Genomic DNA, 12,580 nt, shown 5'->3' with positions numbered 1-12,580 from the left:
CAATTGGCGAGCAGTTTTCCTGCGGCTTACACTGCGCACGCCTGCGCCGCTGCCCTCGCTCTCATCACCAAACGCCCGCACCATGACCCCCACGATCCGCAACCTGCCCCGCATGCGCCTGGCGTTCATGCGCCACACCGGCGCCTACGGCCACCCGGGCCTGACAGACCTGTGGGAGCGCTTTGGCGCATGGTGCGCCGCCAACCGGCTGAGCGAGCCCCGCCCGCGCTACTACGGCTTCAGCCACGACAACCCGGCCTGCACGCCCGCCGCGCAGTGCCGGTACGACGCCTGCGTGCAAATTGGCGTGGGCCTGCGCACCGGGCCCGACGTGCAGGTGATGGACTTTGAGGGCGGCGACTACGCGTGCGTGCGCTTTGCCGGCACCGGGCCCGACATGCCCGGCGCCTGGGCTGCGCTGGCCGCCCCAGGGCAGCTGCCCACAGGCTGGCAGCACGATGCCCGCGCCGCACTGGAGATCTACGACGAGGACTTTGCCGTAGACCCAGACACGGGCCGCTTTGCCTGCTGGCTGTGCATGCCGGTGCAGCGCGCCGCCTGACCGCAGCCGCCCCTGCGGCGACCCATCTGCAACACCCCATCCGCCTACCGACCCACCGCCCACCCGCCATGAAGACCGCCCACATCGAACCCTTCTTCGCCACGCTCAAGGCGGCCAACCCCATGCCCAACACCGAGCTGGAATACACCACCGTGTTCGAGCTGCTGGCCGCCGTGCTGCTGTCGGCACAGGCCACCGATGTGGGCGTGAACAAGGCCACGCGCCGGCTGTTTCCGGTGGCGGGCACGCCGCAGGCCATCCTGGATCTGGGGCTGGAGGGCCTGGAGGGTTACATCAAGACCATCGGCCTTTACAAGAGCAAGGCCCGGCACCTGCTGGAAACCTGCGGCATCCTGGTGGAGCAGCACGGCGGCGTGGTGCCGCGCACGCGCGAGGCACTGGAGGCCCTGCCTGGCGTGGGGCGAAAGACGGCGAACGTGGTGCTCAACGTGGCCTTTGGCCAGCCAACGATGGCGGTCGATACCCACATCTTCCGTGTGAGCAACCGCACAGGCCTGGCGCCCGGCAAGAACCCGCTGGCGGTGGAACTGCAGCTGATGAAGCGGGTGCCCAAGGCCTATGCCGTGGACTCGCACCACTGGCTCATCCTGCACGGGCGCTACGTGTGCCAGGCGCGCAAGCCGCGTTGCTGGGAGTGCGCGGTCAGCGTGTATTGCGATTACCGACCCAAGACACCCATGCCGCCTGAGTGAGCATGGCAGACCGCCATGGCGAGCCGCCACCGCGCGAGACCTGCGGTACCGCAGGGACAGGGCCTGCATGCGCGTGCCCTGGGGGGCCGCCGGTATACTGAAGCTTACCCACCATGCCTGTTCTCGACCCCCGCACCCTGATCGCCATGGCTGGCGTCATGTCGCTGTTGATGGCGCTGGTGCTGGGGCTGATGCGGCGGTCGTACCCGTCGAGCATCCGCGGTCTGGGAATGTGGGCCCTGGCGCCGCTGCTGTGGGTGATTTCCACGGTGCTTTTTTCGGCGCGTGGCGCAATTCCCGACCTGCTGGGCATCGTGGCAGCCAACTCGCTCCTGCTGATGGGAGCCATGTGCCAGCTGGCAGGTACGCGGCGTTTCCTGGGCCACCCGGTGGCATGGGGGCGCTGGGCGGTGCTGCTCGCCATTGCCGTGGCCACCATGACGGTGCTGACCATTCCGTACCCGCACTACCCCCTGCGCGTCGGCGTCTTCACGGTGGTTGTGGCTTGCGTCTATGGTTCGTTGCTGGTTTTCCTGCTGCGCCGCGGTGACCAGAGTTTTCCCATCCGGCTGGTGGAGGCAGTGCTGGTGCTGCACATGTTGGTGCTGGCAGGCCGGCTTTACACGCTGTCCACCGGCCAGGGCGGTACCGATCTGATGGACCGCAACCCAATCCAGACGCTCTACGTCAGCGCATATGTACTCACCACTCTGATGCTACCGCTGGGCAACATCCTGATGGCCACCGACCGACTGCGCGCGGAGCTGGAGCATCTGGCCACGCATGACCCGCTCCTGCCTGTGCTCAACCGCAGGGCATTCCTGCAGGCCTGCGAGCGCGAGTTGTCCCGCGCGAAGCGCAATGGCCTTGCACCAGCCCTGATCCTCATAGACCTCGACCATTTCAAGGCCGTGAACGACACGCACGGGCACCAGCACGGGGATGCCGTGCTGCGCCATGTCGTGGCGCGCCTGCAGACGGTGCTGCGCAGCACCGATGTGCTCGCTCGCTATGGAGGGGAGGAGTTCGCGCTATTGCTGCCCGAAACCGCCCTGGCCGACGCACAGACGCTGTCACAGCGGCTGCACACCAGTCTGGCACAGGGCCACCCGCTGGACTGCCACGTCAGCATGGGCGCCACGGCGTGGCGCGGGGGAGCCGACGGTCTGGACGCCATGCTTTCACGGGCCGATGCGGCTCTGTACCGCGCCAAGGCCGCCGGGCGCAACCAGACCTGCACGGACTGAATCCGGCACCTTAGAGACGGCCCAGCACATCACGCCTGCGTGGCCACCCCGGCTGACTCAAAGCTCGCCATCTCGCGCAGAACGGCGCAGGCCGACTGCAGCAGCGGCCAGGCCAGCGCCGCGCCCGAGCCTTCGCCCAGGCGCAGGCCCAGGTCCAGCAGCGGCTCGGCCTGCATCTGCGCCAGCATCAGGCTGTGGCCGCGCTCGCCCGAGCGGTGGGCGAACACGCAGCGCTGCAGTACGGCCGGCGCGATGCGGCTGGCCACCAGCACGGCTGCGCTGGTGATGAATCCATCGACCACGATGACACGGCGCTCTGCGGCGGCCTGCAGCACAGCTCCCACCATGGTGGCCACCTCGTAGCCGCCCAAGGCTGCCAGGGCATCCAGCGGGCTGGTGGCACCGGCGTTGGCGTCCAGCGCCTGCTGCAGCACCACGCGCTTGCGCTCGATGCCAGCCGCATCCAACCCGGTGCCCGCACCCACGCAGTCCGCCAGCGGCAGGCCCGCCAGGCGCGCCAGCAGGAGTGATGCCACCGAGGTGTTGCCGATGCCCATCTCGCCCAGCAGCAGTGCGTTGCCCGGCAAGCTGCGCACCACATCCATGCCGTTCGTGATTGCCTCGCTGCACTGGGCTGCGGTCATGGCCGGGCCCATCGATGCATCGGCCGTACCGGGCGCGACCTTGCGCACCAGCAGCTGGGGCTTGCCTGCCACTGCAGCGCGCGGCGCGAACGCTTTGGCCACGCCGCAGTCCACCACGGTGAGGGCCAGGCCGTGCTGGCGTGAAAGCACGCTTACCGCGGCGCCGCCGGCCAGGAAGTTTTCGACCATCTGCCAGGTCACGTCGCTCGGAAAGGCCGACACACCGCGCGCGGCCAGGCCGTGGTCGCCGGCGAAAACGACCATCTGCGGCTGCTTCAGCGCAGGGGTTTCAGTACCCAGAATCTGCCCCAGCCTGAGCGCCAGGGCTTCCAGCCGCCCGAGCGAGCCCAGTGGCTTGGTCTTGTGGTCCAGCGTGTGTTGCAGCGCCTTGGTGAGTGCGGGATTGGCGATGTCGGCAATCAGTGGGAGGCTGGTGGTCATGGTGTTTTCAGCTTTCAATAGGTTTAGGGCGCGGCCCGCATCAAGGGGCCGCGCGGATGGCGGGGCGCACCGGTCGAGGCCGGTGCCGGGAAACTCGGTCAGGCGATGGCTATCGCGACGCGCCCTTGCTGGGCGACGACCTGCTCGCGCTGACTCATCCCAAGCTCAAGGCTGGTATCAAGCGCGCGTGGCGAGGGCGCGGTGTGGCACCTCACCCGGCAAGGGTGTGGGCCAAAAATGCCTGCGCCCATCGCGGCACAAAAAGCGGGTGCGGCACGAGGACGCGGAAAAAAGGTGTGGTGTGGGCGTCGCAGGCCTGTGGTGTACAGGCGTGAACGCTGGGCGTAGCTTGCGCCGCCGCGCTGGTATTCATGGCAGTCCCCTGAGCGTGAATAGTGGCAGCGCTGCCCGGCCTTGCAGCGCCAAGAATCGCTCAGGCCGGTCTTCTGGCTTGGAGTCGTCTGCCTGCGCACACCTTCCCGGCAGTGCAGTGTTTTACGCTGGCTGGCACAAATAAAAGGACGTATTTTTGGTTCTGGCAAGGCGCTAACCACCGCGATACGAGACGGTATCGCGAGGATTTGCAACGCAGCCAGGGCCGAAAAGACGCCTTTTTATGTGTCAGACACCGTGAATCACTGCACCAGGCCGCCAGTGGCATTTGTGCGGGGCATCGTCCTTACAGCGTTGGGCACGCGGCGGATTTGCACCGCCTTCCCGATTCTCCCGTTGCCGCGAAGCGGCATTGGGCACCTGAGGCTACGGATCGTAGCAGCCCCAAGCGCCCTGCCCATGCAGGTGCTTGTCTCTCAGCTTGCCAGCACCGAACCTTCCTTGGCGCGGTCGCGGGCCAGGGCCTCGGCTTCGCTCTTGCGGCGGAAGAACACCGTGACGATGCTCGACGTGATGACGATGAAGAGCGAGTACAGCACCGGGATCAGCAGCACCTCCTGCTGCATGGAGCCGGTGAAGGTCAGCGTCACGATCAGCACCGCCAGCGGGCCGTTTTGTATCCCGGTCTCCAAGGCGATGGTGCGGCTGCGGTTCGGGTCCTGCTTGAGCAGGCGGGCCAGCCCGTAGCCCAGCGCCATGCCGAAGATGCCCAGGCCGATGGCCGCGAAGAACACGTACCACGGCGTGCCAGCCAACAGCATGTAGTTGCGCGGAATCCATGTGAACACCAGGAACAGAATCACCGCCACCCCCAGCATGCCGCCCAGCAATTCAATGGTGGCACCGATGTTGGGGTTGAGCTTGCGCAGCACCATGCCGAGGACGGTGGGCACCAGCAGCACAAACAGCACCTGCGCAACGTTGCCAGCCGGAATCTTGAAATCGCCGCTCAGCCCGGCGAGCTGCGAATAGAACTCCAGCAGCGCAGGCACCATGCCCAGTGCGACCAGCGAGGACACCGAGGTCATCATGATCGACAGCGCCAGCACCGCCTTGCTGAAGTAAGTGAAGATGTTGGACGTGGTGCCGCCCGGCATGCAGGCCATGAGGATCAGGCCCACGGTGAGGCCCTGTGACAGGCCCAGCGCCTGCGCCAGCACGAAGCCCAGCAGCGGCATGATGCCGTACTGGCACACCACGCCCACGATGACGCCCTTGGGCTTGCGAAAGGCGATGCGGAAGTCGCGCCAGGTGAGCGATGCGCCCATGCCGAGCATGATGACGATCATCATGATGCCCAGCAGCTTGGTCTCGAATTCGGAGATCATGTTGGAGTTCTCTTTGTCAGGGTGAAGGGGTGGGGCTCAACCGCGGTTCAGCTCTTCGGCCACGGCCTTGCGCAGGTCCTTGCGCAGCACCTTGCCGACGGGGCTCTTGGGCAGTTCGTCGCGCACCACCACCAGCTTGGGTACCTTGTAGGCTGCCAGGTGCTGCTTGCAGTGGGCGATCACGTCGGCCGGCATCACCTCCTTGGCGTGGTCGGGGTTCTGCACCACATAGGCACGCACCGCTTCGCCGGTCTTGGCGTCGGGCACGCCAATCACGGCCACCTCCAGCACATGGTCCATGTCCGCGATCACGTCCTCCACCTCGTTGGGGTACACGTTGAAGCCCGACACCAGAATCATGTCCTTCTTGCGGTCCACGATGCGCATGAATCCGCCATCGTCCATCACGGCCACGTCGCCGGTGGCGAACCAGCCGTTGTTCATCACCTTGGCGGTTTCTTCTTCAGCGTTCCAGTAGCCCTTCATCACCTGCGGGCCGCGCACCCAGATCTCGCCGGGTGCGCCAGCTGCCACGTCCTGGCCGTGGTCGTCCACCAGGCGCACGTCGGTGCCCGGGGCGGGAATCCCGATGCTGCCGTCGCGCGGCGTGCCGGTGAGCGGGTTGAAACTCACCACCGGGGCGGTTTCGGTCAGACCGTAACCCTCGGCGATCGGCGTCTTGGTCAGCTCGCGCCAGCGCTGCGCCACCGTGGTGTGCAGCGCGGTGCCGCCCGAGATGGACGCCTTGAGCGTCTTGGGCGGATAGGCCACGAACCACTCCTCGTTGAGCAGGCCGTTGAACAGGGTGTTGACCCCCGTCATCCAGGTGATGGGGAAATTCTCCATGGCGCGTTGCAGGCTCTGCACCGGCCGCGGGTTGGGGATCAGCACGTTGTGCCCGCCAATCGACAGAAAGCCCAGCAGGTTGGCCGTGAAGGCGAAGATGTGATACAGCGGCAGGGCCGTCAGCACGCATTCCTCGCCCATGGCCATGTGGGTCTGGCCCATGGCCCGGGTCTGCTGGATGTTGTTCAGCAAGTTGTCGTGCGTCAGCATCGCGCCCTTGCTCACGCCGGTGGTTCCGCCCGTGTATTGCAGCAGGGCCAGGTCGTGGCGGCCCACGCTTTCCCAATAGGTGCGGGCGGGTCTCTTGGCCAGCGTGGCGCGCCCCTGGGTCAATGCATCCTTGAGCCGCACATGCGGCACCGACACCGGCGGCAGCACGCGGTTCCAGTAGCGTTGCACGCCGCGCACGACGGCGCCAGGCACGGTCGGGAAGAACTCCGAAATAGCCGCCAGCACCACCTTCTCGATCCCCGTCTTGGCCAGCACCGCCGGCAGCTTGTCGGCAAACATGTCCACCATCACCAGCACCTGGGCACCGGCGTTGTTGAACTGGTGGACCATTTCGGTTTCGGTATACAGCGGGTTGGTGTTCACCAGCACACAGCCGGCCTTGAAAACGCCCAGCGCCGCCACCGGATAACCCAGGCTGTTGGGCAGCTGCACGGCCACGCGGTCGCCTGCCTTCAGGCCCACCACCGCGCGCAGATAGCCGGCAAACGCGTCGGACAGCTCGTCCACCTCGGCAAAACTCAGGCGCCCGTTCATGCCGTTGGGCACCACGCAGCTGAAGGCCGCCTTCACCTTGCTTTCAGCCTCCCACTTCCTGCAGCACTCGTGGGCCAGCTCGGCCAGGTTGCGGTACGGCAGCGCCTGTAGTTCCGGGGCAATGCCCACCTGCTGGTACGAGGGGTGCCAAGGCCTTGCGGGCAATTCGGTCATGGGTTGCTTCGTGGAAGGGTTGAAAAACGAACGGTCGTTCGCAATTGGCGGATCGTAGCCATGCCCGCTCCGGATTTCCCGAATCTCGGTTTTACGCAGGGGTTTTTGCGCTGTTGGTGGATGTCGGCGTGGCCGTGCTCGCGTTGCCGACGACAACGGCGAGCTCGCCTGAGTCAGGAACCCGGGTAGCGATGACCATGCGGGCGGCGGCAGTGCAAACCGACCCGATATCGATGCGTGCTGAAGAAATTCCTGCAGGTACCGGGGCGCCCGATTGCTCCATTAGTTGTAGCAACTAGCGCTTTATAGATAAGCGCTAGCGGCCATTCGGTTTCAAATTGACGCGCCGCGTCACGAGCGGATGCCAACGCAGGGGCATGGGGCCAGACCACACCTTGTGAGTCCGATGCGTTGCCATCAAAAAGCGCCATGCGCCGGGCACGCAGCGAATCCGGAGTGCGGCACCAACGAGGCTTGGCAGCGACGCGGATGACTATCCGGATTGACATCCGAAGCCAAGGCCATTATTCGCGCGCCACGCGTTGCGGCGCTGAGGGCGCGCGCACCGGCACACAGGCCACGCTAATCAGCGTCGCCTTGCGCGACAAGCCCGTCCAGCACACCCGGTTCGAAGTGGGGGGCAACACCGTGCGCCAGCCCGTCAAACACCGCCTCCAGCGTGGGCGCATCGGCACCAAACAGGGCTTTCATCACCGCAGGGTCTTCCAGCAAACCGTGCAGATACACGCCCAGCACATTGCCCGCCTGGTTTTGCCACGCAATGCCCGGGATGACTTCGCGCGCCACATCGCCCTTGGCGGCCATGGCCGGGTGCTGGGCCGTCTGGCCATGGTGGATTTCATAGCCGCGGACGGGCACGTCCTTCAGTGCAGCCCACCGGCCCTGCACAGCGCCAAATTGCGCCTGGGTGCGCTGCACGGTCTTGACCACTTCGAATGTGGTGACCAGCGGCAGCAGGCCCAGGCCGGGCGCGTTGCCGTCGATGCCTGCGGTGTCGATCAGGGCCTCGCCCAGCATCTGCAGGCCACCACACACGCCCAGCACCACCCCGCCCTGCGCCGCGTGTGCGGCAACGGCCTGGTCCAGACCCTGCGCGCGCAGCCAAGCCAGATCCGTAGCGGTGGACTTGGAGCCGGGCAGCACCACCCAGTCGGTGGGTTGGAGGCCCGCAAGGTCGGCCGGGCTGCGCGCCCACAGCAGGCGCACGCCGGGCACATTTTTCAGGGGCTGGAATTCGTCGAGATTGCTGATGCGCGGGTAGGCAATCACGGCCACCGTGGTGTGTACGGCGCCCGCGGACAAGGTGCGGTCATCGAACACACCGTCTTCCTCGGGCAGGCCGTGGCGCCATTGCATGGGGATGGTGGCCACGGTGGGTACGCCGGTCAAATCCTGCAGCATCTGGGGGGCCGGGGCCAGCAGGCTGGCGTCACCGCGGAACTTGTTGAGCACGAAGCCGTGGATCAGCGCGCGCTCATCCTCGGGCAGCAGCGCCCAGGTGCCGTACAGGTGGGCAAAGGCGCCGCCGCGGTCGATGTCGGTCACCAGCAGGCAGCGGGCATGGGCGTGGCGCGCCACGCGCATGTTCACGATGTCGCTGGCGTGCAGATTGATTTCAGCGGGCGAGCCAGCGCCTTCGATCACCACCACATCGTTTTCGGCGCGCAGCGCATCCAGTGCGGCAGCGATGTGCGGCCACACCTTTTCGCTGCGGCCGCGCCAGGGCATGGCCGTGAGTTCGGCGCTCACCTGCCCCATCAGCACGACCTGGCTGTGGGTGTCGGCCTCGGGCTTGAGCAGCAGCGGGTTCATGCGCACCTCGGGCTCGGCGCGCGCTGCCAGGGCCTGGAAGTACTGGGCCGAGCCGATTTCGCCCTGGCCGGTTGCGCTGGCCACCACCCGCGCGTTGTTGCTCATGTTCTGCGCCTTGAAGGGCGCGACCCTGAGGCCCAGGTTGCTGTAGTAGCGGCACAGCGCGGTGGTGAGCCAGCTTTTGCCGGCACCACTGGTGGTGCCCAGAACCATCACGCAGCGGGCGGGGGATGAACCGGTTTTGGAAGGCTGGGACATGGAACTGAAGAGAAAAAGATGGGCGCGATCAGCGCAGCGGCAGCACCATGCGCTGCATGACGTGCGCGAGCGCGGCGGCAGGGTCGGTGCAGCGGCCGGTGTGCACGGGTGATGTCTGGATGACGGCGCTGCGCCGGGCCGTGAGCCAGTGAAAGCGCGCGCGGTACGGCAGCTGCGCAATGGGCCCGCAGGCTGCATCGCCCGCGCAGATGGACACGATGGCTGCCAGATGGCGGCGCACGGTGTCCACGTCGGCATGCGGGTCCAGCGCCAGCAGGCGCGGCTCGTCCAGCACCACGGCCGCCTGCAGAAACCCGCTGCGCTGGCACGACAGGATCACACCGGCGTTGATGAACTCCTCGCGCTCCACGCGGGGCACCACGCGCACGATGGCGTAGTCGTACACGTCATGCCGATCCATACACAGCCTCCTCCAGTGCGGTCAGCCAGACATCGCGGCCAGCAATGCGGGCCGTGAAGTAGTCAGCGTAGGCTTGCCGGTGCGCCGCTGGTGTGGCCAGCGGGCCATCGCCCTGCCCGGCCGCAGCCAGCTGCAGGAACTCATCGGGCACATCGGCCAGCACCGCCTGGAGCACGCCAGGCGCAAGGCGCTCGGCCAGCTCGCCATCCACCTCCGCGAGGACCGTGGCCTGGGCCAGCAGCACATGTTCGAAGATGGGCGCGAAAGGCTTGGCGGGCTGTGCCACCGTGCCGTTCCAGGCGTGGTGAAACGTGAGCGCCGCACCATGGTCGATCAGCCAGGGCTGGCGGTGCCACACCAGCAGGTTGGTGTTGCGTGCCGAGCGGTCCACATTGCCCACCAGCGTGTCGAACCACACCAGGCGCGAGGCGAAGTCGCTGGTCACCACATCCACCGCTGGGTCGAAGTTGAGCGCGCCCGAGAGGTAGTCCATGGCCACGTTCAGGCCGGCGCTGGCGCGCACCAGGTCCTGGATCTCAGGGTCGGGCTCGGTCTGGGCCAAAGCGGGGTCAAGCTGCGCCAGCACGATCTCGGGCACCGGCAGGCCCAGCGCGCGGGCGATACCGCCGGCAATGATCTCAGCCATGAGGGCGCGCACGCCCTGCCCTGCGCCGCGGAACTTCAGCACATACACGCCCAGGTCGTCGCCTTCGACCACGGCGGGCATGGAGCCGCCTTCACGCAGCGGCGTGACGTATCGGTTGACGGTGATGGTTCGCAATGCGTTGCTCCTCAAGGGTTTGCCGGTGCAGCCGGGATGCTGCGCCCACCGCGCAGGGCCAGCCATGCTGTACGGAGCGCATCTTGCGCCTGCGGGGCCAGCACCCCCAGGCGCACCGAGCCGGGCAGGCCGAACGATGTGCAGTCGCGCAGCTTGATGCCGGCCTGGCGCAGCGCCGCCAGGCGGGCCTGCAGTGCACGCAGGTCGCCCGCAGTATCCGGCTGCGCACAGAAATAATTGGCCAGGCTGCCCGAGTGGATGGCCCAGCCCAGATCGATGCACAGCGCTTGCTGGCGCGACTTCCAGGCGCGCAAGGTCTCAAGGCTGTACACCAGCCAGCGCTGCACCACCGGGTCCACCCAGGCCTGCAGCAAGGCTACGCCGTGCGCGCCCACCGGCCATGCCGGGGCCAGGGCATCCAGCATCTCCACCCAGTGGCCTGCAGCGGACGGTGCGATGGCGTACGCTGCCCGCACGCCCGTCATGCCCAGGGCCTTGTTTGGGCTCCAGAGCTGCCAGGCACCGGGCGGCAGGTCGCCACGGGGTGAGCCCGTCCACGCGTTGCCCCCCTCCAGCCGCAGCGGGGCGTAGGCGCAGTCCACCACGCGCAGGACCGGTTGTTCGCTCGGCACCCGCGCCCGCGCATCATCCACGGCCGTCATGGCAGCCCACTGCTGCAGGGCCAGGTCGGGCAAACCCAGCGGGCTGGAAGGCTCGCAGGCCCATTGCAGCGGTGCGTGCAGCGGGCCGCTGCGTGGCTGCTGTACCTCCATCCCTCGCGCCATTGCGGCGCGTGCGTATTCGCCAAAACCATGCAGCGGCACCTGCACCGCATGCGCGCCCTGCTGCGCTGCCACGTCGGTGATGCGGTGGATGAATTCGCTGGCGCTGGCTGCCAGCACCACGCGCGCCGGCGACACGCCATGGAAGGCGCCCAGTGCCTCGCGCAGCGCGGTGTAGGCCGGGTCCGGGTAATGGCAGGGGTCGGCTGCACGCACTGCCCGCAATGCCTCATCGCAGGGGCCAGCGGCGTTGCGGTTGGTCGAGAAGTCGTGCAGCGGCACGCCGGCAGCGTCTGGTCCTCCGTGCACCACAGGCAGCGCGGGCAGCCGGGCCACTTGATCGACGTTACTGGATCGGGTCATGCCATCGCCTTGCCCACCAGCACCCACACCAGCGCCTGCAAGGCAGCCAGCACCGGCAGCAGGGCCAGCAAAGCCGTCTTCGCCACGCGCACCGCGCGCTGCGTGTCGGCGGCCCCGGGCACACGGCCCTGGCTGTGCAGCACGTATACGCCGGGCTTGGCCAGGCGCACACCGAGCGCCAGCGCCATGGCCGCCATGGGCCAGCCGCTGTTGGGCGACGGGGTCTTACGCGCCTCGTGCACCAGCGGGCGCAGCGGCAAACCACGGGCGGCCAGCGCCAGCAGTGCGGCCGTGATGCGTGCAGGTACCCACGAGAGCACGTCGTCAGCCCTTGCAGCCCATTTGCCGGCCCATTGCCAGTAGCGCCCGCCGCGCACGCCGGGGTAGCCCCACATGGCGTCGGCCGTGTTGGCAAAGCGGTACAGCGCCGCGCCGGGCAGGCCGGCCAGCGCAAACCAGAACAGCGGTGCCACCACCGAGTCGTTGAGGTTCTCGGCGAGCGATTCGATGGCCGACTCGCGTACCTCGCCCGTGCTCAGCGCCGACACATCGCGGCTGACCAGCCGGGCCAACTGCGCGCGCCCGGCCTCCAGCGACTGGCCCAGGGCAGCCTCCACCGCCAGCACTTCGTCGCGCAGCATCCGCCAGGCCAGCAGCGGTTTGAGCGCCAGTGCCAGCAGCACCGCGGCCAGCGCGCCGGGCAACACGGACAGCGCCGCCTGGAAAGCACCAAATGCTATACAAATAATAGCTGCCAAGGCAATCCAAACGAGCGCTGCACGCCAAAAACACCCCAAATCGCGCCGCGGCACCGCCCCTGGCGTGTTGGGCGCCAGCGGGGCCAGCCTGTCGCCCCACCACTGCAAGGCACGCCCCATCCATACCACCGGGTGCCAGCGCAGCGGCGGCTCGCCCCAGCGGTGGTCCACGCACAGCGCAAGCGCGGGCACGCACAGCAGAGCCGCCAGCGCCCACCAGGGCTGGTCCGCCAGCAACGAGGGCGCGATCCACAGTGCCATGGGAGCAGCA

The 12,580-nt window shown here is 67.4% G+C and carries 11 protein-coding genes and 1 riboswitch; of the genes, 3 read left to right on the top strand and 8 right to left on the bottom strand.

The genetic code is table 11. The features are described from left to right. The first annotated feature begins 82 nt into the window (after positions 1-82). From ACTPOI_RS17955 to ACTPOI_RS17945, 3 genes are all read left to right on the top strand, one after another. Positions 83-562, top strand: coding sequence for an AraC family transcriptional regulator (locus ACTPOI_RS17955; protein WP_440111233.1), 480 nt, complete (start codon positions 83-85; stop codon positions 560-562). Between the two features lie 68 nt (positions 563-630). Next, on the top strand, positions 631-1,275 hold the full coding sequence (gene nth, locus ACTPOI_RS17950; RefSeq protein WP_440111231.1) for an endonuclease III: 645 nt from the start codon (positions 631-633) through the stop codon (positions 1,273-1,275). Between the two features lie 113 nt (positions 1,276-1,388). Beyond that, positions 1,389-2,522, top strand: a complete 1,134-nt coding sequence (locus ACTPOI_RS17945; protein WP_440111229.1) for a GGDEF domain-containing protein — start codon at positions 1,389-1,391, stop codon at positions 2,520-2,522. 29 nt (positions 2,523-2,551) lie between these two features. Here ACTPOI_RS17945 and cobT read toward each other — a convergent pair whose 3' ends face one another. From cobT to cbiB, 8 genes are all read right to left on the bottom strand, one after another. Further along, positions 2,552-3,607, bottom strand: a complete 1,056-nt coding sequence (gene cobT / locus ACTPOI_RS17940) for a nicotinate-nucleotide--dimethylbenzimidazole phosphoribosyltransferase (RefSeq protein WP_440111227.1) — start codon at positions 3,605-3,607, stop codon at positions 2,552-2,554. 419 nt (positions 3,608-4,026) lie between these two features. Beyond that, positions 4,027-4,379, bottom strand: a riboswitch (cobalamin riboswitch). Between the two features lie 37 nt (positions 4,380-4,416). Next, entirely contained in the window at positions 4,417-5,328 is a 912-nt protein-coding gene (locus ACTPOI_RS17935; protein ID WP_440111225.1) for a bile acid:sodium symporter family protein, read from the bottom strand. A gap of 36 nt (positions 5,329-5,364) precedes the next feature. Then, positions 5,365-7,113: an AMP-binding protein gene (locus tag ACTPOI_RS17930; RefSeq protein WP_440111223.1), complete on the bottom strand. Its 1,749-nt coding sequence runs from the start codon at positions 7,111-7,113 to the stop codon at positions 5,365-5,367. A gap of 582 nt (positions 7,114-7,695) precedes the next feature. Next, positions 7,696-9,159 carry a cobyric acid synthase gene (locus ACTPOI_RS17925; RefSeq protein WP_440112664.1) on the bottom strand — a complete coding sequence of 488 codons (1,464 nt, stop codon included), beginning with the start codon at positions 9,157-9,159 and terminating at the stop codon, positions 7,696-7,698. A 73-nt stretch (positions 9,160-9,232) separates the two neighbouring features. After that, positions 9,233-9,625: a DUF3037 domain-containing protein gene (locus ACTPOI_RS17920; protein WP_440111221.1), complete on the bottom strand. Its 393-nt coding sequence runs from the start codon at positions 9,623-9,625 to the stop codon at positions 9,233-9,235. Next, entirely contained in the window at positions 9,612-10,406 is a 795-nt protein-coding gene (locus tag ACTPOI_RS17915; protein WP_440111219.1) for a HipA family kinase, read from the bottom strand. Before ACTPOI_RS17915 ends, ACTPOI_RS17920 begins: the two co-directional genes overlap by 14 nt. 11 nt (positions 10,407-10,417) lie before the next feature. Beyond that, positions 10,418-11,551, bottom strand: a complete 1,134-nt coding sequence (locus ACTPOI_RS17910) for an aminotransferase class I/II-fold pyridoxal phosphate-dependent enzyme (protein WP_440111217.1) — start codon at positions 11,549-11,551, stop codon at positions 10,418-10,420. Then, the gene (gene cbiB, locus ACTPOI_RS17905; RefSeq protein WP_440111215.1) at positions 11,548-12,570 is read right to left on the bottom strand and encodes an adenosylcobinamide-phosphate synthase CbiB; all 1,023 of its coding nucleotides are present in this window, start codon (positions 12,568-12,570) and stop codon (positions 11,548-11,550) included. Before cbiB ends, ACTPOI_RS17910 begins: the two co-directional genes overlap by 4 nt. Positions 12,571-12,580: the final 10 nt, after the last annotated feature.

This window comes from Acidovorax sp. BL-A-41-H1 (assembly GCF_051942715.1).
Note: the sequence above shows the minus strand (reverse complement) of the source record. Positions and strands in the feature narration are given on the sequence as shown.

What these genes read in the sequence shown, in the direction of transcription:
- ACTPOI_RS17910 (WP_440111217.1), bottom strand. Translation starts at nt 11,551, where the DNA reads ATGACCCGATCCAGTAACGTCGATCAAGTGGCCCGGCTGCCCGCGCTG.
- ACTPOI_RS17925 (WP_440112664.1), bottom strand. Translation starts at nt 9,159, where the DNA reads ATGGTTCTGGGCACCACCAGTGGTGCCGGCAAAAGCTGGCTCACCACC.
- ACTPOI_RS17920 (WP_440111221.1), bottom strand. Translation starts at nt 9,625, where the DNA reads ATGGATCGGCATGACGTGTACGACTACGCCATCGTGCGCGTGGTGCCC.
- ACTPOI_RS17955 (WP_440111233.1), top strand. Translation starts at nt 83, where the DNA reads ATGACCCCCACGATCCGCAACCTGCCCCGCATGCGCCTGGCGTTCATG.
- cbiB (WP_440111215.1), bottom strand. Translation starts at nt 12,570, where the DNA reads ATGGCACTGTGGATCGCGCCCTCGTTGCTGGCGGACCAGCCCTGGTGG.
- nth (WP_440111231.1), top strand. Translation starts at nt 631, where the DNA reads ATGAAGACCGCCCACATCGAACCCTTCTTCGCCACGCTCAAGGCGGCC.
- ACTPOI_RS17930 (WP_440111223.1), bottom strand. Translation starts at nt 7,113, where the DNA reads ATGACCGAATTGCCCGCAAGGCCTTGGCACCCCTCGTACCAGCAGGTG.
- cobT (WP_440111227.1), bottom strand. Translation starts at nt 3,607, where the DNA reads ATGACCACCAGCCTCCCACTGATTGCCGACATCGCCAATCCCGCACTC.
- ACTPOI_RS17935 (WP_440111225.1), bottom strand. Translation starts at nt 5,328, where the DNA reads ATGATCTCCGAATTCGAGACCAAGCTGCTGGGCATCATGATGATCGTC.
- ACTPOI_RS17945 (WP_440111229.1), top strand. Translation starts at nt 1,389, where the DNA reads ATGCCTGTTCTCGACCCCCGCACCCTGATCGCCATGGCTGGCGTCATG.